This is a genomic window from Streptomyces sp. NPDC104371 (genome assembly GCF_055583785.1).
The window spans coordinates 65,457-90,248 of record NZ_JBVJNF010000007.1; the positions used below are offsets into that span (position 1 = coordinate 65,457).

Consider the following 24,792-nt stretch of genomic DNA (forward strand, 5'->3'; position numbering starts at 1 on the left):
CGGTGGATTACTGCCCAGTTGTGGATAACTCCATCACCTGGGCGAGACCACAGCTCCCAGCAACCCGGGCCCCGTATGCGCCCCGATCACCGCGCCGACCTCGCTCACATGCAGGTCGACCAGCCCCGGTACCCGGGCCCGCAGGCGGTCCGCGAGCGCCGACGCCCGTTCGGGGGCGGCGAGATGATGGACCGCGATGTCGACCGTCGCGCCGCCCGCGCGCTCGGCCACCAGCTCCTCCAGGCGAGCGATCGCCCGCGACGCCGTACGCACCTTCTCCAGCAACTCGATACGGCCGCTGTCCAGCCGCAGCAGCGGCTTCACGGCGAGCGCCGAGCCCAGCAGCGCCTGCGCGGCACCGATCCGGCCGCCCCGCCGCAGATAGTCGAGGGTGTCGACGTAGAAGTACGCGGAGGTGCCCTCGGCCCGCTTCTCCGCCACCGCCACCGCCTCGTCCGCGGTGCCGCCCGCCTCCGCGGTCTCCGCGGCGGCCAGCGCGCAGAAGCCGAGGGCCATCGCGACCATCCCCGTGTCGATCACCCGCACCGGCACCGGGGCCTCCCGCCCGGCCAGCACCGCGGCGTCGTAGGTGCCCGAGAGCTCGGAGGACAGATGCAGTGAGACGATGTCGCTCGCGCCCGACTCGGCGAGCGCGCGGTAGGTCTCGGCGAACAGTTCGGGGCTGGGCCGTGAGGTGGTGACGGGTCGTCGCTTCTGCAGGGCCTGGGCCAGGGAGCGGGCGGAGACCTCGGTGCCCTCTTCGAGCGCCTGGTCGCCGAGGACCACGGTCAACGGCACCGCGGTGATGCCGTGGCGCTCCATCGTCCGCGGCGGCAGGTAGGCCGTTGAATCGGTGACGATCGCGACATGGCGGGACATGTGCTGGAGGTTACCTGCCGGAACGAGCAGGTGGCAGCCCGGCCCCACCGGCCGGGCAGTCCCTTTCCACCATCATGACGTGCTCTCGGGATGCGCCTTCCGCTGCCAGGGGTGCGCGGGCCGCTGTGCCGGCGGGGTGAGAGCGGGCCGGGCCGAGTCCTTCGACGTACGGGCCTCGGACGTCGTCCCGGGCCGGGCCCGGCCGACATCGGCACCGGCACCGGCACCGGCACCCGAACCACCGGCAGCCGCCTCGGGTGTCCGGGGCCAGGACCGCTCGGACGTCGTCGGCGACTCCTTGACCCAGTGGCGCAGCGCGCCCGCCTCCACGTCGATCTGCGCGCTCAACGTGTCCAGGTCGTCCTCCGCGAACCGGCGGGCCCGGTCATGGGCCGCCCAGCGCAGCGAGTTGGCCGATCCCGTGATCCGCTCGGCGCGCTCGCGCAGTCCGGGCAGCCGGGAGGCGATCACGCCCTGGTCCGGTTCGGTCTCAAGTCTCTTGAGATCGGCGTCCAGTTCGAACCCGTGCGCGCTCAGGCGCTTGAAGAGGTCCAGCGACTCCTTCAGCGACTCGTCCTCCGTGACGCCCGCGTGCAGCGCGTCCTGCGTGGCGCGCATGGTCGTCCGCAGCGTCAGCCGGAGCTGGGCCAGCTCGCCCGACGGACCGGGCTGGGCAAAGGTCTTGGCGCGCAGCGTGGTGTCCTCGACCTTGCGGCGGGCCTGCGCGATCGTGCGGTCCACGCCGCGTTTGGCCGCGCCGACCGCCTTCACCGTCGCATAGACCCCGAGCACGACACACAGCACGAACACGAGGGCGACGACGGTCAAGACAGCTTCCACGGCGCTCCTCCTCCGGCCGGCACGCGGCTGCTGGTGCCGCTCCTCCACCGTAAACGCAACGGGCAGGCCCTGGGTTCCGTCCGAACCCCGAACCTGCCCGTAGGGGACTACCCCGACGTGCGTCGACGCGTTGCCGACGTATGGTCTACGCACCGCTCACCCGGGCGAGAACGCCCAGGTGAGAGGGGTGATCTACGTGGTGACGATGTTCACCAGCTTCGGCGCGCGCACGATCACCTTGCGGATCCCGGCGCCGTCCAGCGCGGCGACGACCTTCTCGTCCGCCAGCGCCACCTTCTCCAGCTCCTGCGCGGAGATGGCGGGCGACACCTCCAGACGCGCCTTGACCTTGCCCTTGATCTGGACCACGCAGGTCACGGCCTCGTCGACGACGTATGCCGGGTCGGCGACCGGGAAGTCCCGGTGGACAACCGAGTCGGTGTGGCCCAGCCTGCGCCACAGCTCCTCGGCGATGTGCGGGGCCAGCGGCGCGATCAGCAGCACCAGGGGCTCGGCGACGGAACGCGGGAGAGCGCCGCCCGCCTTCGTCAGGTGGTTGTTCAGCTCGGTGATCTTGGCGATGGCGGTGTTGAAGCGCAGGCCCTCCAGGTCCTGACGCACGCCGTCGATCGCCTTGTGCAGGGCGCGCAGCGTCTCCTCGCCGGGCTCGGCGTCGGTGACGGTGACCTCACCGGTCTTCTCGTCGACGATGTTGCGCCACAGCCGCTGGAGCAGCCGGAACTGGCCCACCACCGCGCGTGTGTCCCACGGCCGCGACACGTCCAGCGGGCCCATCGCCATCTCGTACAGCCGCAGCGTGTCCGCCCCGTACTCGGCGCAGATCTCGTCCGGAGTGACCGCGTTCTTCAGCGACTTGCCCATCTTGCCCAGCAGCCGGCTGACCTTCTCGCCCTGGTAGTAGAAGGCGCCGTCGCGCTCCTCCACCTCGGCGGCGGGCACCGCGATGCCACGGCTGTCGCGGTAGACGTAGGCCTGGATCATGCCCTGGTTGAACAGCTTGTGGAACGGCTCGGGCGACGAGATGTGGCCCAGGTCGAACAGGACCTTGGACCAGAAGCGCGCGTACAGCAGGTGCAGCACGGCGTGCTCGGCGCCGCCGACGTAGAGGTCGACACCGCCGTGCGGCATGCCCTCGCGCGGGCCCATCCAGTAGCGCTCGATCTCCGGGTCGACCAGCTTGTCGCTGTTGTGCGGGTCCAGGTAGCGCAGCTCGTACCAGCACGAACCCGCCCAGTTGGGCATGGTGTTGGTCTCGCGGCGGTACTTCTTCGGTCCGTCGCCCAGGTCCAGGGTGACGTTGACCCACGCGTCGTTGCGCGACAGCGGCGTCTCGGGCCGGGTGTCGGCGTCGTCCGGGTCGAAGGTGCGCGGGGAGTAGTCCTCGACCTCCGGCAGCTCCAGGGGCAGCATCGACTCGGGCAGCGCGTGGGCGATGCCGTCCTCGTCGTAGACGATCGGGAAGGGCTCGCCCCAGTAGCGCTGGCGGCTGAACAGCCAGTCGCGCAGGCGGAAGTTGACGGTGCCCTGGCCGATGCCCTTGCGCTCCAGCCACTCGGTGACGCGCGCCTTGGCCTCGACGACGCCCAGGCCGTCCAGCGAGACGTCCTCGCCGTGCGAGTTCACGATCTTCGCGTCGTACGAGTCGAAGGCGTCGTCCCACGTCGACGCGTCCGTGCCCCGGCCGTCGGTCGGCTCGACCACACAGCGGACCGGCAGCTCGAAGGCGCGCGCGAAGGCGAAGTCGCGGCTGTCGTGGGCCGGGACGGCCATGATCGCGCCGGTGCCGTAGCCCATCAGGACGTAGTCGGCGATGAAGACCGGGATCCGCTCGCCGGTGACCGGGTTCAGGGCGTACGCGCCCGTGAAGACGCCGGTCTTGTCCTTGGCCTCGGCCTGCCGCTCGACGTCGGACTTCGAGGCGGCCTGGGCGCGGTACGCGGCGACGGCCTCGGCGGGCGTCGCGTGACCGCCGGTCCACACCTCGTGCGCGCCCTCGGGCCAGGCCTCGGGGGTGAACTTGTCGACCAGCGGGTGCTCGGGGGCCAGCACCATGTAGGTCGCGCCGAACAGGGTGTCCGGGCGCGTGGTGAAGACCGTGATCGCCTCGCCGTCGATCGGGAAGTCGACGCGGGCGCCCTCGGAGCGGCCGATCCAGTTGCGCTGCTGGAGCTTGATGGCCTCGGGCCAGTCCAGCCCCTCCAGGTCCGCCAGCAGGCGGTCGGCGTACGCGGTGATCCGCATGTTCCACTGGCGCAGCCTGGACTTGAAGACCGGGTAGTTCCCGCGCTCGGAGCGGCCGTCGGCGGTGACCTCCTCGTTCGCCAGGACGGTGCCCAGACCGGGACACCAGTTGACGGGCGCGTCGGAGGCGTACGCCAGGCGGTACTCGCCGAGGACGTCGGAGCGCTCGGTGGCGTTCAGCTCGTTCCACGCGCGCCCGTGGTCACCGGGTACGGCGCGCTCGCCGCTCTCGAACTGCGCGATCAGCTCGGAGATCGGGCGGGCCTTCTTCGCCTCGTCGTCGTACCAGGAGTTGAAGATCTGGAGGAAGATCCACTGGGTCCAGCGGTAGTAGTCCGGTTCGATCGTCGCGAACGACCGGCGCTTGTCGTGGCCCAGGCCCAGCCGGCGGAGCTGGGACTTCATGTTCTCGATGTTGGCCTCGGTGGACACACGCGGGTGCGTGCCGGTCTGCACGGCGTACTGCTCGGCGGGCAGGCCGAAGGCGTCGAAGCCGAGGGTGTGCAGGACGTTGTGGCCGGTCATGCGCTGGAAGCGGGCGAAGACATCGGTGGCGATGTAGCCCAGGGGGTGACCGACGTGCAGTCCCGCACCCGAGGGGTACGGGAACATGTCCATGATGAACTTCTTGGGGCGGGCGACCGCCTCGGCGTCACCGGCCAGACCCCCAACCGGGTTCGGCGCCTCGTACGTCCCCTCGGCGTCCCAGAAGTCCTGCCAGCGTGCCTCGACCTCGGCCGCCATGGCGGCCGTGTAGCGGTGCGGTGCTGCCTCCGCCGACACGGCAGCGGCGGCAGCGGGGTTCGTCTCGCTCATGATCCTCAAAGCTCCATCGATCGTCTCTGCCAGCGGCTGTGACATTCAAGAAACGAAAAATCCCCTCGCACAGGAGGGGACGCCGCGCTGATTCCGACTCTGGGCCTCGCCCGGTGGTCGGGACTGATCAGCGCGGCTCGCTAAGCAGAAGGCGTACGGCACGCATGGCGTCAGGGTACCGCAGCGCTCGTGTGTGCCGCGACGGGAGCGGCGGCGGCCCGCTACGGAGACTCCGCGCACCGACCTCGGATATGCCGAAGGCGGTCCATCCGATCGGATGGACCGCCCTCAACTTCTGTGGAGCTAAGGAGAATTGAACTCCTGACCTCCTGCATGCCATGCAGGCGCTCTACCAACTGAGCTATAGCCCCTCGTGTCGCCCGGTTTCCCCGGCGGCGACGCCAACATTACACGGTCCACCAGGTGAAACACCAAATCGGTTTCCCGGCACCCGATCGGACCGCGGCCTGGACCGTCCGAGCGGACCGCCCACGCAGACCGCCCGAACACATCGTCCGGACCGGCCCTCGCGTCAGGCCGTCGCGAACGAGTAGAAGCGTTTGAGCGTGCAGTGCTCGTCGAGGAGCCGACCGTAGATCGGCTCGCCCTCCAGTTCCCGATACGTCTCGATCGGGTCCCCCTTTATGATCAGCGCCCGTGCGCACTCCTCGCACCAGTACTGGTAGTCGGCGTTGACCGGCTCCATGTCCCGCACGATCGGCGTGCCGCTGCCGCACCAGTCGCACTTCCGCCTGTGGGCACCCATCGATCAGCTCCCGCTGTGGCCGTAGACCGTGCGGGAAAGGCAGTCGAGGAGGGCGGTGTTGCGATGTGTCACCGCCACTGCGGGAAGATCGCGAACCTCCCCGCGGGTGCTAGCACGCATCGCCACTCCCTCCCGTCGGGCCGCGCCCCCTTCCGGCCGTTGATTCTGCCACGGCACGGCCGATACGGTCAGCGACGCCTTGGTACCAGTCCGGACACGGCGCTTCGGCTCGACCGTCGCGACCAGCGCGTAAGCGCATTGAGGGGCGCGCCGGAGACGGAATACGCCCCTGGGACCCAAGTGGCGTACGGAGAGAGCGCGTTGCCTGACGGAACGGGCGGACCGGGAGATCAAGCAGAGAGCGGAGAGCAGAGATACGAAAGATCCCGCCCCCTGATGGGGACGGGATCTTTCGTATCTATCTGTGGAGCTAAGGAGAATTGAACTCCTGACCTCCTGCATGCCATGCAGGCGCTCTACCAACTGAGCTATAGCCCCTTGCGTTCTTCCCGCTCGGCGGGGCGAACAAGAAGAACTTTAGCCTGCGACCCGCCGGAAAGTGAAATCCGGGTCCTGGCGCCGGGTGAGGAGGCGTCAGTCGTCGTCGCCGAGGACCGGTACCGGCAGTGTGCCGGCGTTGTGCTCCAGCAGGCGCCAGCCGCGGGCGCCTTCGCCGAGGACGGACCAGCAGCAGTTGGAGAGGCCGCCGAGGCTTTCCCAGTGGCGCGCCTCCAGGCCGAGCAGACGGCCGATGGTGGTGCGGATCGTTCCGCCGTGGCTGACCACCACGAGGGTGCCGCCGCCGGGGAGCTTCTCGGCGTGCCGCAGCACCACGGGGGCGGCGCGGTCGGCGACCTCGGTCTCCAGCTCGCCGCCGCCGCGGCGGACGGGCTCGCCGCGCTTCCAGGCGGCGTACTGCTCGCCGTGGCGGGCGAGGATCTCCTCATGGGTCAGCCCCTGCCAGGTGCCCGCGTACGTCTCGCGCAGGCCCTTGTCATGGGTGACCTCCAGGCCGGTGAGCGCGGCCAGCTCGGCGGCCGTGGCGGCGGCGCGCCCCAGGTCGGAGGCCACGATGGCGTCCGGCTTGAGGGAGGCGAGCAGCCGGGCGGCGCGCCGGGCCTGACCGATACCGGTCTCGGTCAGCGCGATGTCCGTGGAGCCCTGGAAGCGGCGCTCCACGTTCCACGCGGTCTGACCGTGGCGCCACAGGATGAGACGGCGGCCCGTCGTCCCGGCGCCGGCGCCCTTCCCGGCGTCGGCGCCCGGAGGCGTCACCGAAGGTCCCCGCCCAGCTCCGCGGCCTCCTCGGCGGCCCGCAGCTCGGCGTACTCGGCGGCCTTGCCGCGCGTGGCCTTGGCGTCGGCGGGCAGGTCCAGCTCGGGGCAGTCCTTCCACAGCCGCTCCAGGGCGTAGAAGACGCGCTCCTCGCTGTGCTGGACGTGCACCACGATGTCGACGTAGTCCAGCAGCACCCAGCGGGCCTCGCGGTCGCCCTCCCGGCGCACCGGCTTGGCGCCGAGTTCCTTGTTCAGTCGCTCCTCGATCTCGTCGACGATGGACTTGACCTGGCGGTCGTTGGGGGCGGACGCGAGCAGGAAGGCGTCCGTGATCGAGAGCACATCGCTGACGTCGTAGGCGACGATGTCGTGCGCGAGCTTGTCGGCGGCCGCCTGCGCGGCGGTGGTGATGAGCTCGAGAGAGCGGTCCGTGGCGGTCACTACAAGGCTTTCCGTCGGATGGTCACTGATATCACCAGGGTCTCACGGACCGCCGACGGCTCCCCATGCCATTGGGGGCGGCCACACCCCGGCGTACCGGGGTGTGGCCCATGTCATGACGGCTCGTTCACGACGCCGACGGCTTGTAGTCCTGGCCGAGGACGACGGAGACGGTGGCGTTCGAGGTGACCTTGCCCTTCTTCACGGACCCGGTGGGCAGGCCCAGGGTCTTGGCGACCTCGACCGCGTTCTCCTTGTCGCCGTCGTCGGCGTAGGTGATCTCGGACGTGGCCTGGGTGGTGCCGCTGCCTGCGTCCACGAAGGCGTAGCCGCCGTTGACCAGGACGACGCGGGCCTTCCCGGTGGCGGCCTTGGAGCCGGTGGCGTTGGTGATGCCGACCCGGACGGCGTCGCCCGCCTGGGGGCTCTTCACGGTGCCGCCGAGCAGGTCCTTGACCACAGTGTCGGTGGCTTCCCGGCCGACGGTGCCGTCGGCCTGGACCGGCAGCAGCTCGGTCTTGTAGTCGCCCTGCTTGGCGTGGTCCGCGAGCTTGGCGAGGAAGGTGCCGAGGTCCTTCTCGGTCAGCGGCGGGTCGAGGATCTGGGCGAGCGTCTGCACGGTGACCGTGGCCGCCTGCGGGTCGGAGGACACCTTGCGCAGGATGCCCTGCATGACCTGGCCGAACCGCTTGAGCTGGGCGTCCTGGGCCTCGCCGGGGGCCTTGTAGGTGGCGTACGCGACGGCCATCTTGCCGCTGAGCGTCTGCTGCGAGCCCTTGTGCACCAGGGGCGCGCCGCCCTTCTTGGCGCCGGGGTCGGGGACGTCGGTGTCGGTGGTGACGATGACGTTGCCGACGAGTTCGACGAGGTTGTTCAGGAACGGGGTGTCCAGCCGCCAGGTTCCCTCGACCTTGGTGCCGAGGACGGCGTCGATGGAGTCGCCGGTACCGGCGGAGCCGTCGTCGGCGACGGACTTGGCGAGTGTGGTCGGGGCGCCGTCGTCGCTGGTCAGGGCAAGGGAGTTGGGCAGCAGGACGGTGGCGCCCTGCTGGGTGGTGGTGTTGTTGACGAGCAGCGCGGTGGAGGTGCCGCCGCCCTTGGTGTTGTGCAGATGGACGACGATCACGTCGCGGTTCTGGGCGGTCGCGGCCGGGGTGCCCGACGCGCCGCCGGACGAGGTGCCGGGCAGCTTGCCCGCGTACCAGAGGTAGCCGACGCCGCCGACGGCCACCAGGGCGAGGACGACGACCAGGGCGACGATCCGGCTGCGGGCGCGGCGCCGGGCCTCCTCGCGGCGCTCGGTGCGGTTCTCCGTGAACTTCATCCAGTCGATGACGTCTTCGGAGTCGCCGTCGGGTTCCTCGATGAAGGCGAACTGCTCGGTGCGGTAGTCGCGTTCGCCGTGCGGGTCCTTCTCGGCGCCCGTCCCTGCCGCGCCGGACGGGCCGTTGTCGGCGAAGTCCGCGAAGTCGGGCGCGGGGTCGGCGTAGCCGGTCTGTCCCGGTCCGCTCTCCACCGGGCCCGCCTGCTGCGGGATATACGGGGCCTGTTCGGCAACACGCGGCTGCTGACCGCTGGTTGCGGCCTGGCCGTAGGGGTCGTAGCCGCCGGGGGCGGGGGTGCCGTACGAGGGGTAGGGGTCGTACGAAGGGGCCGCGGGCTGCGGGGAGTTGGCCGCGTACGGGTCGTATCCGTAGCCCTGCTGGGGCTGTTGCTGGTGCTGCTGCTGGTGCTGCTGCTGGTGCTGTGGGTTGCCGTAGGGGTCGTAGCCCTGCGGACTCTGCCGCGCGGGCACCTGTCGGTACACAGGCTGCCCGAACTCGTCATAACCGACGAGCTCGTACTGGTCGCCGCCCGCGTATCCGTCGTATGGGTCGTTCACCGGTGCCCCTCTCGGCTCAGTCGCCGCGGTACAACTGCCGCTTGTCGATGTAGCGCACGACGCCGTCCGGCACCAGGTACCAGACAGGTTCGCCCTGGGCGACTCTCACCCGGCAGTCCGTGGACGAGATCGCGAGCGCGGGTACTTCGACGAGCGAGACACCGCCCTCGGGAAGGCCCGGGTCGGCCAGGGTGTGGCCGGGCCGGGTGACGCCGATGAAGTGCGCGAGGGAGAACAACTCGTCCGTGTAGCGCCAGGTCAGGATCTGGCCGAGCGCGTCCGCACCGGTGATGAAGAAGAGGTCGGTGTCGGGGTTGAGCGCCTTAAGGTCGCGCAGGGTGTCCGTGGTGTAGGTGGGGCCACCGCGGTCGATGTCGATGCGGCTGACCGAGAACTGGGGGTTCTCGGCGGTCGCGATGACCGTCATCAGATACCGGTCCTCGGCCGGGCTGACCTTGCGGTCGGTCTTCTGCCACGGCTGGCCGGTGGGCACGAACACCACTTCGTCCAGGTGGAACTGCGCGGCGACCTCACTGGCCGCGACGAGGTGCCCGTGGTGAATCGGGTCAAACGTTCCACCCATCACGCCAAGACGGCGTTTGCCCGGGTTCGAGGGTCCGCTGCCGGGGCCGGGCCCCGGGCCCTTCGCCGGACCGGCGGGCTTGTGCTGCTCTCCCATGCGTGCAGACCCTACCGGCCCGGCCGCCGGGCTCCGTCGCCCCCTGCGGGGGACACCGGGACCGGGCCGTGTGCCGGGCTCAGCGGTCGCGGTTGAAGCGCGTCGTGATCCACAGCAGCAGAAGGAGGATGACAAAGGCGGCTCCGCCCGTCACGAAGGGGCTGAGGCTCTCGTGGTTGCCGCCTTCGCCCTCGGCGAGAGTGGCCAACTGTGCAGCGGTGCTGTGGAAGCTCATCTTCGGCAGAACCTATCCGGTGTGGGCGGGATAAAGACGTCCGCTCATCGTATGCGGGCGCCTTCGCGCGGCTCACGGCGACTCCACTGTTGGGGAGCCGGCCGGGCTGTGGGGCCGGTAGGTCTCACTGGTCCTTGCGGTTGTAGCCGCGCAGCAGGAGCCACGCGGCCAGGGCGCAGCCGACGATCGTGACGATCAGGACGACGCGCAGGAGATCGCCCCCGCCCTGTCGTTCGGTGGCCGCTGCGGCCTCGGTGAACCACGAGGCGGCGATGGGGTCCATGGGGCTCGCTCCTTAACCTGTGCTGCCCTGTCACCGTATCTCCGCCTAGGCTGGACCCCGCCTCGGGGGCACATCGGGCACCGCACGTCGTCGTACGTCGTCGTCCGATGGTCATACGCACCATGAGCCTTCAGACACTGGGGGAACACATGTCCGACTCCGGCCACGAGCAGAACGGGCACGCGAACGTGCCGAGCAGGCAGCGCAGGCGCTTCCCGGGGATCTCCTCGCGCGCGTACGAACACCCGGCGGACCGCTCGGCCCTGGTGGCCCTGCGCAAGCTCAGCGGCTTCGACGCGGTCTTCAAGGCGCTCAGCGGCCTACTGCCCGAGCGCAGCCTGCGGCTGCTGTTCCTGTCCGACTCCGTACGGGTCTCGGACGTACAGTTCACGCACCTCAACGACATGCTGCGGGACGCCTGCCACATCCTGGACCTGGAGAAGGTCCCGCCGATGTACGTCACGCAGGACCCGCAGCCGAACGCGATGTGCATCGGCCTGGACGAGCCGATCATCGTCGTGACGACGGGTCTGGTCGAACTGCTGAACGAGGAGGAGATGCGCGCGGTCGTCGGGCACGAGGTCGGGCACGCGCTGTCCGGGCACGCCGTCTACCGCACCGTCCTGCTGTTCCTGACCACCCTCGCGCTCCGGGTCGCCTGGATCCCGCTGGGCAACGTCGCGATCATGGCGATCGTGACCGCGCTGCGGGAGTGGTTCCGCAAGTCGGAGCTGTCGGCCGACCGGGCCGGACTGCTGGTCGGACAGGACCTCCAGGCCTCGATGCGCGGGCTGATGAAGCTCGCGGGCGGCAACCACCTGCACGAGATGAACGTGGACGCGTTCCTGGAGCAGGCCGACGAGTACGAGGCCGGGGGCGATCTGCGCGACTCCGTGCTCAAGATCCTCAACGTGCTGCCGCGTACCCACCCCTTCGCCACGGTCCGCGCGGCCGAGCTGCGCAAGTGGGCCGCCACCCGCGAGTACCAGCGGATCATGGACGGTCACTACCCGCGGCGCGACGAGGACGGCGACGCCTCGGTGTCCGACTCCTTCCGGCAGTCCGCGGCCGACTACGCGAGCGAGGTCAAGCGCTCCAAGGACCCGCTGATGAAGCTGGTCACCGATATCGCGGGCGGGGCGGGCGACCTCGCGGGCGACCTCGGCGGCCGGGTACGGCGCGGCTTCGCCGGATTCGCGGGCAACACGCCCAAGGACCCTGCCAAGGACACGCCCAAGGACTCACCCAAGGACACGTCCAAGGACGCGCCGCGCGAGGACCGCTCGGACGACGAGAACCCGGGCACGACCGACTGATCCGACTGTCCCGACCGACCGCTCACGGCTTCGGCTGTGCGGCCCCCGCCAGGGTGCCGCACAGCGCCGTGGCGCCCTCCGTCGCGTACAGGTCGGTGCCCGCCGGGCCGCCGGCCCTGGCCCGCTGGCCCGCCAGCAGCGGGCGCAGCCGGTCCGCGGAGTCCTCGGCGCAGGCCAGCGGCCCGGCCTGGACGGCGGAGGCGACCAGCTCGGCCTGGTGCAGCCGCAGATCGTCGCGGACGAACCGGAAGGTCATCCGGCGCCGCACGGTGAACAGCGAGACAGGCGCCTTCGCCCCGGCACCCGTCGGCCTCAGCGCGTACGCCAGGGTGTGGTCGGCGGTGACCTCCAGCGTGCCGGAGCCCGTCTCCTCCGCCTTCAGCGTGCCCTGGACGCGGACACGGCGGTCGGCCAGCTCGACGCGGGCGGGGTCGAAGCGGACCAGCCAGCCGGTGGGTGTGTGGCGCCCGTCGGCGGCCGGGTGCGCGAAGCTGCGGTCGAACTGGCCGAGTTGCTCGGGCGCGAGCAGGAACCGTACGGGGCGGGTGGCGCCGCCGGTGAGGACGGCCGGGTCGAGCGAGGACTCCACGAGGTAGTCCTTCGCGATGACCAGCGCGGCGTAGACCTGGTCCTCGGAGAAGTGCGCGGTGCGCCGGACGGCGGGCAGCGTGATGCCCTTGGCACCGACGCGGAACTGGGCGGCGGGGCTGTGCGCGTACAGGGCCTCGGGGTCGGCGGCGCCGGGCACGGCGGACTGCGGGGCCAGGGGTATCACCGTCAGCCGCGGCTGCTCGGGCGCGCGTCTCGCGGACTGCGGGGAGGGGTGGTGCACGCTCTTGTAGAGCGCGGTGCCGAAGGCGACCGTGATCAGCATGACGAGGATCAGCGCGGGCCAGGACAGGCCGCGGCGCAGCGGGCGACGACGGCGTACGGCCGGGGCGCGGTCGGCCAGGCGTTCGTACGCGGAGTACTCCTGGAGCCGGGCGGCCCGGACGAAGGACTCGTCGAACACGACCGATCTGTATTCGTCCTCGCCGCCCCCGGGCGTACCCGCGGGTGTTCCCTCAGGTGGTTCTGCGGGCCCGCCCATACCTTTCAGAGTAGGTCTCCTGGCGCTGCCGTAAACGCCCTGGTACACGACAAGTTCTGACAGGTTCTCACCAGGTGTGCGAACGTCAGGGGGTGCGCGGGACCGCCGAGAACGCCGGGGGTGAGTAGTCCGCGGAGGCCGAGGGGCCCGTGCCCGTGGTGGCCTTCCCGCCCTGTTCGAGACCGGTGGGGGCGGGTGAGGGGACCTGGCTCTGGCGGCCCGAGGAGGCGCCCCGGTAGACCGCGGTGAAGGCCAGCGCGACCATGCCTATGCCCATCACCAGGGCCAGCAGCCAGGCGACCGGGCGGTGCCAGCGGGGGCCCTTGCCCCGGCCGTAGGGGCGCCGCGCGCGGTGGTATCCGGGCGGGAACTCCGTCTCGTCCAGGTCGTCCGGGTCCGGGCCGAGGCCGACGTCGCGGTCGTCGTCGGGCCCGAAGCGGTCGTCATAGCGCTCGTCGTCGCCTCGCGCGCCCCTGGCGCGCGCCCGGCGTGCTTCGGCCTCCTGGGCCGCCGCGCGGGCCTCGGCGGCGGCGAGGAGCCGCTCCACGGCCGTGGGCTCATGGACGGCGGCGGCCCGTACGAAGGCCTCGTCGAAGACCACGGAGGCGAACTCTTCGTCCCTGCCTCCGCGGTCGCGGTCGTCGTCGGGCTCCCGGCCGTCGTGAGACGGCGTGCCCCCCACGTCCTCCGGCACGGATCCAGAGTAGACCTGGGGGGTCAATTTGGGCAGACCGTAAGGAACTTCGTCTGCCCGCCCGCCCTCGGGGCGTGCTCAGCGCCGTACGTGCCCGTCCCCGGTCACGATGTACTTGGTGCTGGTCAGCTCCGGCAGCCCCATCGGGCCCCTGGCGTGCAGCTTCTGGGTGGAGATGCCGATCTCCGCGCCGAAGCCGAACTGGCTGCCGTCCGTGAAGCGCGTGGACGCGTTCACGGCGACCGTCGTCGAATCGACCAACCGGGTGAACCGGCGGGCGGCCTGCTGGGAGGTGGTGACGATGGCCTCGGTGTGGCCGGAGCTCCACAGCCGGATGTGCTGCACGGCGCCGTCCAGGGAGTCCACGACCGCGGCGGCGATGTCGTACGAGAGGTACTCGGTGTCCCAGTCCTCCGGCGTGGCCTCCACCACCGTGGCCCGCGAGTCCTTGGCGTACGCCAGCACGCGCGCGTCCGCGTGCACGGTGACCCCGGCGTCCGCGAGGGCGTCCAGGGCGCGCGGCAGGAACTCGGCGGCGATGTCCTGGTGGACGAGGAGCGTCTCGGCGGCGTTGCACACGCTCACCCGCTGGGCCTTGGAGTTGATCAGGATCTCGATCGCCATGTCGATGTCGGCCTGGGCGTCGACGTAGACATGGCAGTTGCCCGTGCCGGTCTCGATGACCGGGACCGTGGACTCCTGGACGACGGTCCGGATCAGGGAGGCGCCGCCGCGCGGGATGAGCACGTCGACCAGTCCGCGGGCCCGCATCAGCTCGTGCACGGACTCACGGCTCTCGCCGGGCACGAGCTGCACGGCGTCGGCGGGCAGCCCGGCCCCGCCCACGGCGTCGCGCACCACCCGCACCAGGGCGGTGTTCGACTCGTACGCAGAGGACGAACCGCGCAGCAGGACCGCGTTGCCGGACTTCAGGCAGAGGGCGGCGGCGTCGACCGTCACGTTCGGGCGGGCCTCGTAGATGATCCCGACCACGCCGAGCGGGACCCGGACCTGGCGCAGATCGATGCCGTTGGGCAGCGTGGAGCCGCGGACGACCTCGCCGACCGGGTCGGGCAGCGCGGCCACGTCCCGTACGTCGGAGGCGATGGCCCGGATCCGCTCGGGGGTGAGCGTGAGCCGGTCGACGATCGCCTCGCTGCTTCCGGCCTCGCGGGCGCGGGCGATGTCCCGGGCGTTGGCCTCGACGATCTCGTGCGCACGGACCTCCAGCGCGTCCGCGATGGCGAGCAGCGCGTCGTCCTTCTCGGCGCGCGGCAGCGGCGCGAGGTCGGCGGCGGCGGCTCGGGCGCGGTAGGCGGCCTGCGTGACCGGGGACATCGAGTCGTACGGGGAGAGCGTGGTCATGGGGGCAGGGTAGTGCGCCGGACGGCTCATCTCACGGGTCATCCCACCGGCCGAGACACGTGGTCGAAGGGCGGTCGCCGGGCCCGGGAGGGCGGTGTCTCAGAAGGGCTGTATGCCGACGCGGGTCGCGGGCGGCGGGCCGTATCCCTCGGCGACCCGCTGGTGGTACGTCTCGCGGTCGATGACCTCCAGGCCGACGATCTCCCAGGGCGGCAGCCCCGCGCTCTGGCGGTGCTCGCCCCACAGGCGCAGCGCGACCGCGGCGGCGTCGTGCAGATCGCGGGCCTCTTCCCAGTAGCGGATCTCCGCGTGGTCGCGGGCGTAGCGGCTGGTGAGCAGGAAGGGGTGGTCGTGGGCGAGCTGCTCCAGGGCGCGCCGGACCTCGTCCAGCGGGGCCGTGGCGCCGGAGAGGCTGAGGGTGACATGCCACAGGCGGGGGGTGTCGGCGGGCGGTTCGTACGCCGTCCCGGCCGCGACGCTGGTCAGCGCGCGCTCAGGGCGTACTCGTCTCACGACAGCCTCCTTACGCGGGTGCTTGTGGTGCTCGTGCGGAATGTGCCCGTGGAACACAGTTGAGCAGGCCGCACGCCTCCGTGGGGTGGTTTTACGGAACGTCCCCACCCCGGAACCACGGGGCGGCGCCTTTCGGCCGCCTGTCGGGCGACGGTCGCGCAAGGGGCTCTATGGGTGAAGGAGCACCAGGTCGTCCCGGTGGACGACTTCGCGTTCGTAGGCGGGGCCGAGTTCGCGGGCCAGTTCCCTGGTCGAGCGGCCGATCAGCCGGGGGATCTCGCGGGCGTCGAAGTTGACGAGCCCGCGTGCCACGGCCCGTCCCTCGCCGTCGCGCAGCTCGACGGGGTCACCGGCCGTGAAGTCGCCCTCGACGGCCGCGATCCCGGCGGGCAGCAGCGACTTACGGCGGACGACGACCGCGTCCACGGCCCCGTCGTCGAGCGTGAGCGCGCCCTGCGGCGTGGAGGCGTGCTGGAGCCACAGCAGGCGGTCGGCGCAGCGCTTGCCGGTGGGGTGGAAGTAGGTGCCGGTGTCGCGGCCCGCGAGGGCGTCGGCCGCGTGGACGGCGGAGGTGAGCACCACGGGGATGCCGGCCGCCGCCGCGATACCGGCCGCCTCGACCTTGGTGACCATGCCGCCGGTGCCGACGCCGGCCTTGCCCGCGCTGCCGATCTCGACGTGGGCGAGGTCCTCGGGCCCGCGCACCTCCGTGATCCGCGAGGTGCCGGGCCTGCTGGGGTCGCCGTCGTAGACGCCGTCCACGTCCGAGAGCAGGACCAGCAGGTCCGCGTGGACGAGGTGGGCGACGAGGGCGGCGAGGCGGTCGTTGTCGCCGAAGCGGATCTCGTCCGTGGCGACCGTGTCGTTCTCGTTGACGATCGGCAGCGCGCCCATGGCGAGGAGCTTGTCGAGGGTGCGGGAGGCGTTGCGGTGGTGGGCGCGGCGGCTGGTGTCGTCGGAGGTGAGCAGCACCTGGCCGACGCGGATGCCGTGGCGGGCGCAGGACGCCGTGTAGCGGGCGACCAGGAGGCCCTGGCCGACGCTGGCGGCGGCCTGTTGACGGGCCAGGTCGCGGGGGCGGCGGCGCAGACCGAGGGGGGCGAGACCGGCGGCGATGGCACCGGAGGAGACCAGGACGATCTCCTTCTCTCCCCCACTTCGGCTCTTGGCGAGGGCGTCGACGAGCGCGTCGACACGGTCGGCGTCGAGTCCGCCCGCGGCCGTGGTCAGCGAGGACGACCCCACCTTGACCACGATCCGGTGGGCCTGTGCCACGGCCTGCCTTGCCCCTGCCACCTCTGCTCTTCCCCTCGCGCGCGCGTCGGTCCGGCTCCCGTCCGGCAATCTACGCGAAGGGACACGGGTGTCGCGTACCGGTCCAGTACCCGGACGCGCGGCACCCGCCCGGCAGGCCGCTCAGCGCGTCTTCAGGACCCGGCGGGCCGCCCGGCGCAGCCGCCGGAAGCCGGACGGCCGGCTCGGCTTGACCGGCTTGAAGGCCTCGATGGCGACGGTCTCGCGGACGGTCGGGGTGAACCACTGGTCCGGCAGGCCCGCCGCACGGTCGCGGAAGTGCGGATAGGCGAGGTAGGCCCCGGCACCGCTGGGATCCATGAAGGCCGTCGGGGCCTTCTTCTCCTTGACGAACTTCACGACGTCGGCGAGGAGATCGGCGCGGCCCTGCGCCACCAGGTGGATCCGCAGCTTCTCGTGGACCTTCAACCGCCGGGCGATGCCCTCGTGCCAGTGGGCGTCCAGCAGCGGCTTGGCCAGCTCCAGCTTGTGCGCCCGTACCTCCTCGCTGTCGCGCAGGAAGACCGGCCCGAACTGCGGGAGCAGGGTGATCAGGAAGGGCCGGAGCATGAGCGAGTCGCGGCGCGGTCCGGCCGGCACCATCTCGGTGATGAGGCCCATGAGGGCGCGGGCGGAGTCGAAGCGCAGGGTGTAACTGCCGCTCTTGGTCACGTGCTTGCCGTCGTCGCGGCCGACCAGGTAGTAGCAGGGGTAGTCGGCGATCACGGAGACGCCGTCGGCGCGGAGGTAGGCCTCCAGCGTGAACAGGGCGTCCTCACCGGTCTTCAGTGACTCGTCGAACCGCATGCTGTGCCGGGTGAGCAGCTCGCGCCGGAAGAGCTTCTGCGCGCTCAGCGTGAACTTGATCTTCGAGGAGAAGACGTCGGTACGGGGCAGGGTCTTGTCCCACATCGACTTCGGGGCCCCGCGGTTGACGCCGATGATCTTGCCGAGCACCACGTCCGTGACGTTCTCGTCGGCCATGGCGACCATGCGCTCCAGCGCCTCGGGGCCGAGCCGGTCGTCCGCGTCGAGGAAGAAGACGTAGCGTCCGCGGGCCTTGCCGAGGCCCACGTTGCGCGGGCCGCTCGGGCCGCCGGAGTTCTCCTGCCGGATGACCGTGACGGCCATCGGCGCGCGCTCGGCGAACTCCTCCAGGTAGGCACCGCTGCCGTCCGTCGAACCGTCGTCGACGGCTATCACCTCGAGCTTTGACGGATCGATGGTCTGGGCCTCGACGGACTCCAGGCACTCGACCAGATACGGCATCGCCTCGTACGCGCCGATGACGATGCTCACATCAGGTTCCGCAGCGCTCACGCTTTCCCCCCACTGTCATGGGATTTCCCCATATCTCGCTCATGCTCTGCTGAGAAGACAAGGGTGGGGGCGCGACGGTTGCCTTCACGCGCGCGTCTTGTGGTGGAGGTCACACAGCGATCACACAGCGGTCGAACCGCGCGGCGTAGGCCAGTTGGCGACGGTAAGGCACGGGGGTAAGAGGCGGGAAAGGAAGCGGGCCCCGAGGAGTGGTCCTCGGGGCCCGGCTTCCGGCCGTTCCGGTCAGCTCTCGGCCGGCCGGTCCTCGGCCGGTCAGCTCTTGACGGCTCCGTCGGTCTCCGCGGCCGAGGTGGTGCGCTGGACGGGCACGGTGCCCGTCGGCTCGGCCGCGGCCGGTCGGGAGTCGGGCTCCTGGCCGCGGTTGCGGGCCTCGGCCTTCCGCGCGAGGTCGTGCACGGCCGTGTTGAACTGCTCGATCGAGGTCGGCTCGTCCGGTCCGAGCAGATACCGCTTCAGCTCCCGGCGGTCGGCGGCCAGCGGGTCCGCCTCCGGGTCGCGGACGGCGGCCAGCAACTCGTCCAGCTCGCGCGCCGAGTTCGAGAGGATCACGGCGGCGCGCACCGCGGTGTTCTGCCGCTTGAACTCCTCGACGCCCAGCTCCGCGGAGTCGGTGACGGCGTACGGCTTGCCGCTCGCGATGAAGTCGGAGACGACGCTGGAGATGTCGGAGACCATCGCGTCGGAGACGTTGAAGCAGTCGTACAGCCGCGGCTCGGCGCCCGTGATGACGCGGTGCTCCCAGGTGCCGAAGGAGCACCAGTAGGCGTCGTTCCACTCGGCGCGCAGCCGGGCGACCTCCTCGTGCCGGGCCATGTCGACCACGCCGTCGCGCGACTGCACGGCCTCGTCGCCCTTGTCGCCCGCGGGACCGGCCAGTTCGGCGAGCCGGGCCTCGATACGGGCCAGTTCGGCGGCGGCCTGCCGCTGGGCCTCGGCGTCGGTACCGGCCGTGAAGCGCGCGTCGGCGGCGCGTTCGGCGGCGGCCTTCTCGACCAGCGCGGTGATCCGCCGGTGAGCGGCACCGGCCTCGGCGCTGCGGGTGCCGGTGAAGGGGTGCGGCTTGTACAGCACGCGCACCGGCTGGTCGGCGGCGAGCAGCTTCTTCACGATGTTCTCGCCGGCCAGCAGGATCGAGGTGTTGCCGGGGTTGTCGTCCCAGCCCTCCCAGGTGGGCGCGTACAGGACTGTGGGGATCCGGCCCTCGGGCGCCCCGTGCCAGGACTGGATGGGCGCGAGCTGCGGGCGGCCGACCTCCACGATGTCCTCGTCACGGACGCCGACGTCGGCGATGGCGTAGCGGTCCCGGCCCGCGCGGCCCGCGGTCCACACCTCGTCGTACACCTTGCTGTACGGGTTGACGCTGGCGAGCTTGTCGCTGTCGCCGTGGCCGATGAAGACGTGCTTGACGGTGGGGACGCGCAGCATGTGGATGTTCTTGCCGACGTTCGCCGCGTACAGCGCGACCCGCACCGTGGACAGGTCCATGTTCATCAGATGCACACCGCCGGGCACGCAGACGACGGGGACCGTGGTGGGCGCCAGGTTCTGCAGGATGGCGCGCTCCCGCAGGATGATCAGCGGCCGGGTCTCCAACTGCTCCATGGTCTCCAGCCACATGTTGACCTGGTAGGCCGAGTCCTTGGAGCCGGAGAAGTACAGCACCGTCTCGGGGCGGTACTCGCGCAGCCAGCCGTCGACGGCCTCCAGCACCTTCTCCGCCGTCGGCGGGACCCGCCTGCCGCGCAGATACGGGACGAGGGCGGCCACGTAGAGGAAGCCCAGCGCCAGGGTGAGGGCGATGCCCACGAAGCCGTAGACGGCGTCACCGGTGGCCACCGTGAGGAGGATGCCGACGACCGAGGCCAGGTCGAGGTGGAGGATCTTCTCCGCGGCGCGGTGCAGCAGTCGGCGCGGCGGGGCGTCCGGGATGCGCACCCGGGCGCCGAGGTCCACGTTGCGGGTGGCGACCGGCAGCCTGCGGCGGTTGCGGATCACGGTGGCCAGGGCGCCGTGCGGGGCCTGGAAGGCGTAGAAGACGAGGAAGCAGCCGATGGCCGCGTAGAAGACCAGGTGGTCGGAGAAGTCGGTGCGGGCCAGGAGCAGGACCAGCAGCAGTTGCCGGATCAGGAACCGGATGGAGAGTCCGGCCCGCACCTTGCTGAGGCGGCTGATGAGGTAGCTGCCCCGGCGGTGCAGATAGTGGTCCGCCAGGTACGTCACTGCGGCCGCGGCCGCGAAGGCGCCGACACTCGGGATGAGTGCGGCCACGATCAGCGCGGGATAACCGAGCGCCATGAGGGCCGCCGCGGCCAGCTCGGTCGCGCTGCCCACCCGGGCCATGCGTATAGCGGTGGAAATCACGGAGGGAACCTGCTCTTGGTGGGATACCGGTGGTGACACGGGGGAAGTGAATACGGGGCTACGGTAAAAGGGGCGGGTAAGGGGCGGCAAAGAGAAGCTGCCGCGGGGGCGGTCCGGGATTCCGGCTCGAATGTCACGGATTCAGGCCCCTGCGCTCGCGCGGTCGTTTACGCGATCACAGAGGCCTGAATTCGGGATTCCGGCGCGACACCGGGAGTCCGCCGTTTCGTCGTGCTAGGAGACGTCGCTCTGGCGGTCGAGGACGGTGGCCAGGGCCGCTTCGAAGCCGGACGCCTTGCCCGCGCTCGCCGTCGGGTCCTGCTGGCGTACGTCGATGACATGGCCGGTCAGCTCGGACACGAGCACGTCGAGCGAGGTGCGCGCCACCGCCTCGGAGGACAGCAGCGTGCCCGCGGGCTCCTGGCCGAAGGCCTTGGTGCGCATGGGCGTCGCGGTGCGTTCCGGGTTGATGCAGTTGACGCGGATGCCGTCGCCCGCCCACTCGTCGGAGAGCGCCTGGGTGAGGTTCACCATGGCGGCCTTGGTCGAGGAGTAGAGGCTGTACTCGGCACGGCCGCGGGTGTAACTGCTGGAGGTGTAGAGCAGCAACTGCCCCTTCGTTTCCGCCAGATACTTATAGGCGGAACGCGCGATCTGCACCGGTGCGAGGTAGTTGACCTTCAACGCCTCTTCGATGGTCGCGTTGTCGGTCTCGGCGAGCCTGCCGATCCGCAGCACACCGGCGGTATTGACGACATAGTCGATACGCCCGGTCTCCGCGTAGGCGGTGGACAGCGCGTCGTCGACCTCCTCCGGGTTCTCCACATGGGTCCCGGTGGTGGAGCGGCCCAGCGCGTACACCGACGCGCCGTAGGACCGGGCCAGCTCGGCGATGTCCTTGCCGATGCCGTAGGAGCCGCCGAAGACGACGACCGTCTTGCCGGTGAGGAGTTCGCGGTAGGCCTCCTCGCCGTTCTGCGCGGGCGAGGCGGTGGAGGCGAGCTGGAACAGCTTGTCGGTGATGAAGACATCGACGGGCTGCGTGACCTTCATGTTGTACTCGTCACCCGCGACGACGTGGATCGGCACGTCGGGCAGGTACTTGAGCACGACCGAACAGTCGTCGGTGGCCTGGAAGTTGGGGTCGCTCGCGGCGACCTCGTAGGCCCGGCGGATCGTGGACAGCTTGAACGCCTGCGGAGTCTGGCCGCGGCGCAGCCGGGAACGGTCCGGGATCTCGGTGATGAACTCGCCGTCCTCACCGTGCGTCCGGGTCACGATGATGGTGTCGGCGGACGGGATGGCGACGTCCACGGCCTGGTAGCGCTCCAGGGCCGCCACGCAGTCGTCTATGACGCGCTGCGACAGCAGGGGGCGTACGGCGTCGTGGAACAGGACGTTGCGGTCCTCGCCCTCGGCCAGGCCCTCGCCCAGCAGCGCGATGGCCCGCTCGGTCGTCTCGTTGCGCGTGGCGCCGCCCTCGATGACGTGCTTCACCTTGCGCAGGCCCGCCTTGGCGACGATCTTCTCGACGTCCGGCACATAGCCCGGCGCCATCAGCACGATGACGTCATCGATCGAGTCCGCGTTCTCGAAGGTGGTCAGGGTGTGCTCGATCACCGCCTTGCCGGCGATCTTCAGAAGCTGCTTCGGAATCGACAGACCCACTCGCTGGCCGGTTCCACCCGCCAGGATCACTGCGGTCGAACGGGGCTTTGCTATGCACTCAGACACGGGCGACCTACCTCGGTGCTTCAGGGAACCTTTGGATCGTGCCACTTTCCGTTACGCAAGTGCAAGACGGGAGACGTCTGTCACATATGCAACCGCAACCCCCTATTTACCATCGGCCCTCGATTACCCCTCGCCTTAACCGACCACCCGGCCGAATTGTCCGAATTTGCAGCGGGGCCCCGTAGATTTCCCGCCAATTTTGGCGCGGATTTCCGTATGTAGCATTCCTGTCACAAACGGCGACGGACCGCGGCGCGCTCACGGAACGCGCAGGGGCTCGACCGCTCCGTGACCGAGGGGGCCCGCAGAGAGCCGCGGGCGGGCCCGAGGAGGCCGCCGAGGGGCCCGCGGGCGGGCGAGCGGCCTCGGGAACGCGACGCGAAGGGCCGGCCAGCGGCGTCATCGCCCCTGGCCGGCCCCCATCGACCGCTGATCGGCCCTCGGTCAGAACGGCTCGAAGCCGTCGAACTCCCGCTGGACCTCGTCCCGCTCGGCCTCCCGGTCCCGGCGCCGCTGCGCGGCCGGACGCGCCTCCTCGAGCCGGTGGTCCTCACCGCGTCGGCCGAGCATCTCGGCGCCCGCCATCACCGTGGGCTCCCAGTCGAAGACGACCGCGTTGTCCTCCGGGCCGATGGCGACGCCGTCGCCGTTGCGGGCGCCCGCCTTCATCAGCTTCTCCTCGACACCGAGGCGGTTGAGCCGGTCGGCGAGGTAGCCGACGGCCTCGTCGTTGTTGAAGTCGGTCTGGCGCACCCACCGCTCGGGCTTCTCGCCGCGCACGCGGTAGAGGCCGTCCTCCTCGCGTACGACGGTGAACCCGGCGTCGTCGACAGCCTTCGGCCGGATGACGACACGGGTCGACTCCTCCTTCGGCTTCGCCGCGCGCGCCGCACCGACCAGCTCGGCGAGGGCGAACGACAGCTCCTTCAGCCCGAGATGGGCCACGGCGGACACCTCGAAGACGCGGTATCCGCGGGCCTCCAGGTCCGGCCGCACCATCTCGGCCAGGTCCCGGCCGTCGGGTACGTCGATCTTGTTGAGGACGACGAGGCGCGGACGGTCGCCGAGGCCGCCGTACTGCTTCAGCTCCTCCTCGATGACATCGAGGTCGCTGACCGGGTCGCGCTCGGACTCCAGCGTCGCCGTGTCCAGCACATGCACGAGCACGCTGCATCGCTCGACATGCCGCAGGAACTCGAGGCCGAGGCCCTTGCCCTGGCTGGCGCCCGGGATGAGACCCGGGACATCGGCGACGGTGTACACGGTCGAGCCCGCGGTGACCACGCCGAGGTTCGGGACGAGCGTGGTGAACGGGTAGTCGGCGATCTTCGGCTTGGCGGCGGACAGCACGGAGATCAGCGAGGACTTGCCCGCGCTCGGATACCCGACGAGGGCCACGTCCGCGACCGTCTTCAGCTCCAGGACGATGTCCTGGAGGTCACCGGGCACGCCGAGCAGCGCGAAGCCGGGCGCCTTGCGGCGGGCCGAGGCCAGCGCCGCGTTGCCGAGACCGCCGCGACCGCCCTGCGCCGCGATGTACGAGGTGCCGTGCCCGACCAGGTCGGCCAGCACATTGCCCGCCTTGTCCAGCACGACCGTGCCGTCCGGCACGGTCAGCACCAGGTCCTGGCCGTCCTTGCCGGAGCGGAAGCCGCCCTCGCCGGGCTTGCCGTTGGTGGCCTTGCGGTGCGGCGAGTGGTGGTAGTCGAGCAGCGTGGTGACGGACTGGTCGACGGTGAGGATCACATCGCCGCCACGGCCGCCGTTGCCGCCGTCGGGGCCGCCGAGCGGCTTGAACTTCTCACGGTGAACGGAGGCACAGCCGTGGCCTCCGTTACCCGCGGCGACGTGCAGTTCGACGCGGTCCACGAAGGTGGTCATGGTGCAGTGCCTCCAGAAACGTAGGGGTGTCTCTTCTGAAACGCGCGAAGGCGGACCCGCCTTCCCGAACGGGGAAGTGAGGTCCGCCTCGCGAAGTGTTCGCGAAATTACCCGCGAAGACGCGTGAAGACGTCCGGTCAGGCGACCGGGACGATGTTCACGACCTTGCGGCCACGGTGGGTACCGAACTCCACCGCACCGGCCTGCAGCGCGAACAGCGTGTCGTCGCCGCCACGGCCGACGCCCGCGCCGGGGTGGAAGTGGGTGCCGCGCTGGCGGACCAGGATCTCACCCGCGTTGACGACCTGACCGCCGAAGCGCTTCACGCCGAGCCGCTGGGCATTCGAGTCGCGACCGTTCCGGGTGGACGATGCGCCCTTCTTGTGTGCCATCTCTCCTCAGTCCCTTACTTCGCAGCCGTGGGGATCGCGGTGACCTTGATCGCCGTGTACTGCTGGCGGTGGCCCTGGCGACGGCGGTAACCGGTCTTGTTCTTGTAGCGCAGAATGTCGATCTTCTGGCCCTTGTGGTGGTCCACGACCTCCGCCTGGACCTTGATACCGGCCAGCACCCACGGGTCGCTGGTCACGGCGTCGCCGTCGACCACGAGCAGGGTCGAGAGCTCGACCGTGTCGCCAACCTTGGCGGTGGAAATCTTGTCAACCTCAACGATGTCGCCGACAGCAACCTTGTGCTGGCGACCACCGCTGCGCACGATGGCGTACACGCGGATCTCACTCTCTCACTCGGGAAACGGCACCCCCGCAGTCCAGCCGCCCGACAAGGACAGCCTCTCCAGAGGCGCCCGGCGCCCAGGAGGAAGAGGTTTACGGGGATGTGGCAC

Annotated in this window: 22 protein-coding genes and 2 tRNA genes; 1 reads left to right on the forward strand and 23 read right to left on the reverse strand. The window is 70.6% G+C overall.

The genetic code is table 11. The features are described 5' to 3' along the window. Positions 1-33: 33 nt before the first annotated feature. From ACZ60T_RS22105 to ACZ60T_RS22160, 12 genes are all read right to left on the reverse strand, one after another. Positions 34-879, reverse strand: coding sequence for a DegV family protein (locus ACZ60T_RS22105; protein WP_365619264.1), 846 nt, complete (start codon positions 877-879; stop codon positions 34-36). 72 nt (positions 880-951) lie between these two features. Further along, on the reverse strand, positions 952-1,719 hold the full coding sequence (locus tag ACZ60T_RS22110) for a hypothetical protein (RefSeq protein ID WP_469667417.1): 768 nt from the start codon (positions 1,717-1,719) through the stop codon (positions 952-954). A gap of 192 nt (positions 1,720-1,911) precedes the next feature. Further along, the gene (leuS, locus tag ACZ60T_RS22115; RefSeq protein ID WP_469667418.1) at positions 1,912-4,797 is read right to left on the reverse strand and encodes a leucine--tRNA ligase; all 2,886 of its coding nucleotides are present in this window, start codon (positions 4,795-4,797) and stop codon (positions 1,912-1,914) included. Positions 4,798-5,095: 298 nt separating this feature from the next. Beyond that, positions 5,096-5,168: transfer RNA gene (locus ACZ60T_RS22120), tRNA-Ala, on the reverse strand. A 161-nt stretch (positions 5,169-5,329) separates the two neighbouring features. Beyond that, the gene (locus ACZ60T_RS22125) at positions 5,330-5,563 is read right to left on the reverse strand and encodes a hypothetical protein (protein ID WP_028813478.1); all 234 of its coding nucleotides are present in this window, start codon (positions 5,561-5,563) and stop codon (positions 5,330-5,332) included. Between the two features lie 425 nt (positions 5,564-5,988). Then, positions 5,989-6,061, reverse strand: a tRNA-Ala gene (locus ACZ60T_RS22130). Positions 6,062-6,157: 96 nt separating this feature from the next. Further along, positions 6,158-6,838 (reverse strand): histidine phosphatase family protein, encoded by a 681-nt coding sequence (locus ACZ60T_RS22135; protein ID WP_469667419.1) that lies wholly within the window; start codon positions 6,836-6,838, stop codon positions 6,158-6,160. Next, positions 6,835-7,281, reverse strand: a complete 447-nt coding sequence (rsfS, locus tag ACZ60T_RS22140) for a ribosome silencing factor (protein WP_252421586.1) — start codon at positions 7,279-7,281, stop codon at positions 6,835-6,837. The genes ACZ60T_RS22135 and rsfS overlap by 4 nt, the downstream gene beginning before the upstream one ends. A 127-nt stretch (positions 7,282-7,408) precedes the next feature. Then, positions 7,409-9,163, reverse strand: a complete 1,755-nt coding sequence (locus tag ACZ60T_RS22145; RefSeq protein WP_469667420.1) for an LCP family protein — start codon at positions 9,161-9,163, stop codon at positions 7,409-7,411. A 16-nt stretch (positions 9,164-9,179) separates the two neighbouring features. Next, a complete protein-coding gene (nadD, locus tag ACZ60T_RS22150; RefSeq protein ID WP_252421582.1) occupies positions 9,180-9,842 on the reverse strand; it encodes a nicotinate-nucleotide adenylyltransferase in 663 nt (220 codons plus the stop codon). A 79-nt stretch (positions 9,843-9,921) separates the two neighbouring features. Next, on the reverse strand, positions 9,922-10,077 hold the full coding sequence (locus tag ACZ60T_RS22155; protein WP_365619248.1) for a hypothetical protein: 156 nt from the start codon (positions 10,075-10,077) through the stop codon (positions 9,922-9,924). Between the two features lie 124 nt (positions 10,078-10,201). Next, positions 10,202-10,360, reverse strand: coding sequence for a hypothetical protein (locus ACZ60T_RS22160; RefSeq protein ID WP_365619245.1), 159 nt, complete (start codon positions 10,358-10,360; stop codon positions 10,202-10,204). Positions 10,361-10,509: 149 nt separating this feature from the next. Between ACZ60T_RS22160 and ACZ60T_RS22165 the strand changes: the two genes are divergently transcribed. Further along, entirely contained in the window at positions 10,510-11,676 is a 1,167-nt protein-coding gene (locus ACZ60T_RS22165; protein WP_469667695.1) for a M48 family metallopeptidase, read from the forward strand. A 22-nt stretch (positions 11,677-11,698) separates the two neighbouring features. On the opposite strand, the gene ACZ60T_RS22170 is transcribed toward ACZ60T_RS22165, so the two are convergent. From ACZ60T_RS22170 to rplU, 11 genes are all read right to left on the reverse strand, one after another. Beyond that, positions 11,699-12,766, reverse strand: a complete 1,068-nt coding sequence (locus ACZ60T_RS22170) for an SCO2583 family membrane protein (RefSeq protein WP_469667422.1) — start codon at positions 12,764-12,766, stop codon at positions 11,699-11,701. 85 nt (positions 12,767-12,851) lie between these two features. Beyond that, the gene (locus tag ACZ60T_RS22175) at positions 12,852-13,460 is read right to left on the reverse strand and encodes an SCO2584 family spore wall biosynthesis protein (protein ID WP_469667423.1); all 609 of its coding nucleotides are present in this window, start codon (positions 13,458-13,460) and stop codon (positions 12,852-12,854) included. A gap of 78 nt (positions 13,461-13,538) precedes the next feature. Continuing rightward, positions 13,539-14,825 (reverse strand): glutamate-5-semialdehyde dehydrogenase, encoded by a 1,287-nt coding sequence (locus tag ACZ60T_RS22180; RefSeq protein WP_365619237.1) that lies wholly within the window; start codon positions 14,823-14,825, stop codon positions 13,539-13,541. 99 nt (positions 14,826-14,924) lie between these two features. Continuing rightward, entirely contained in the window at positions 14,925-15,338 is a 414-nt protein-coding gene (locus ACZ60T_RS22185; protein ID WP_252421571.1) for a hypothetical protein, read from the reverse strand. A gap of 168 nt (positions 15,339-15,506) precedes the next feature. Continuing rightward, complete coding sequence (gene proB / locus ACZ60T_RS22190; RefSeq protein WP_365619233.1) at positions 15,507-16,634, reverse strand: glutamate 5-kinase; 1,128 nt, start codon at positions 16,632-16,634, stop codon at positions 15,507-15,509. A gap of 120 nt (positions 16,635-16,754) precedes the next feature. After that, the gene (locus tag ACZ60T_RS22195) at positions 16,755-17,900 is read right to left on the reverse strand and encodes a glycosyltransferase family 2 protein (RefSeq protein ID WP_469667696.1); all 1,146 of its coding nucleotides are present in this window, start codon (positions 17,898-17,900) and stop codon (positions 16,755-16,757) included. 324 nt (positions 17,901-18,224) lie between these two features. After that, positions 18,225-20,312: a hypothetical protein gene (locus tag ACZ60T_RS22200; RefSeq protein WP_469667697.1), complete on the reverse strand. Its 2,088-nt coding sequence runs from the start codon at positions 20,310-20,312 to the stop codon at positions 18,225-18,227. A 255-nt stretch (positions 20,313-20,567) separates the two neighbouring features. Further along, the gene (locus tag ACZ60T_RS22205) at positions 20,568-22,067 is read right to left on the reverse strand and encodes a bifunctional cytidylyltransferase/SDR family oxidoreductase (protein WP_365619227.1); all 1,500 of its coding nucleotides are present in this window, start codon (positions 22,065-22,067) and stop codon (positions 20,568-20,570) included. Positions 22,068-22,511: 444 nt separating this feature from the next. Continuing rightward, positions 22,512-23,948 carry a GTPase ObgE gene (gene obgE, locus ACZ60T_RS22210; protein WP_469667424.1) on the reverse strand — a complete coding sequence of 479 codons (1,437 nt, stop codon included), beginning with the start codon at positions 23,946-23,948 and terminating at the stop codon, positions 22,512-22,514. Between the two features lie 137 nt (positions 23,949-24,085). Next, complete coding sequence (gene rpmA, locus ACZ60T_RS22215; RefSeq protein WP_023550764.1) at positions 24,086-24,340, reverse strand: 50S ribosomal protein L27; 255 nt, start codon at positions 24,338-24,340, stop codon at positions 24,086-24,088. Positions 24,341-24,354: 14 nt separating this feature from the next. Then, complete coding sequence (rplU, locus tag ACZ60T_RS22220; RefSeq protein ID WP_071367434.1) at positions 24,355-24,675, reverse strand: 50S ribosomal protein L21; 321 nt, start codon at positions 24,673-24,675, stop codon at positions 24,355-24,357. Positions 24,676-24,792 lie beyond the last annotated feature (117 nt).

Excerpts from the sequence above, each read along its gene's own strand:
- ACZ60T_RS22105 (WP_365619264.1), bottom strand. The coding sequence starts at position 879 with ATGTCCCGCCATGTCGCGATCGTCACCGATTCAACGGCCTACCTGCCG.
- leuS (WP_469667418.1), bottom strand. The coding sequence starts at position 4,797 with ATGAGCGAGACGAACCCCGCTGCCGCCGCTGCCGTGTCGGCGGAGGCA.
- ACZ60T_RS22125 (WP_028813478.1), bottom strand. The coding sequence starts at position 5,563 with ATGGGTGCCCACAGGCGGAAGTGCGACTGGTGCGGCAGCGGCACGCCG.
- nadD (WP_252421582.1), bottom strand. The coding sequence starts at position 9,842 with ATGGGAGAGCAGCACAAGCCCGCCGGTCCGGCGAAGGGCCCGGGGCCC.
- ACZ60T_RS22155 (WP_365619248.1), bottom strand. The coding sequence starts at position 10,077 with ATGAGCTTCCACAGCACCGCTGCACAGTTGGCCACTCTCGCCGAGGGC.
- ACZ60T_RS22160 (WP_365619245.1), bottom strand. The coding sequence starts at position 10,360 with ATGGACCCCATCGCCGCCTCGTGGTTCACCGAGGCCGCAGCGGCCACC.
- ACZ60T_RS22165 (WP_469667695.1), top strand. The coding sequence starts at position 10,510 with ATGTCCGACTCCGGCCACGAGCAGAACGGGCACGCGAACGTGCCGAGC.
- ACZ60T_RS22170 (WP_469667422.1), bottom strand. The coding sequence starts at position 12,766 with ATGGGCGGGCCCGCAGAACCACCTGAGGGAACACCCGCGGGTACGCCC.
- ACZ60T_RS22180 (WP_365619237.1), bottom strand. The coding sequence starts at position 14,825 with ATGACCACGCTCTCCCCGTACGACTCGATGTCCCCGGTCACGCAGGCC.
- ACZ60T_RS22195 (WP_469667696.1), bottom strand. The coding sequence starts at position 17,900 with ATGCCGTATCTGGTCGAGTGCCTGGAGTCCGTCGAGGCCCAGACCATC.
- ACZ60T_RS22200 (WP_469667697.1), bottom strand. The coding sequence starts at position 20,312 with ATGGCCCGGGTGGGCAGCGCGACCGAGCTGGCCGCGGCGGCCCTCATG.
- obgE (WP_469667424.1), bottom strand. The coding sequence starts at position 23,948 with ATGACCACCTTCGTGGACCGCGTCGAACTGCACGTCGCCGCGGGTAAC.
- rpmA (WP_023550764.1), bottom strand. The coding sequence starts at position 24,340 with ATGGCACACAAGAAGGGCGCATCGTCCACCCGGAACGGTCGCGACTCG.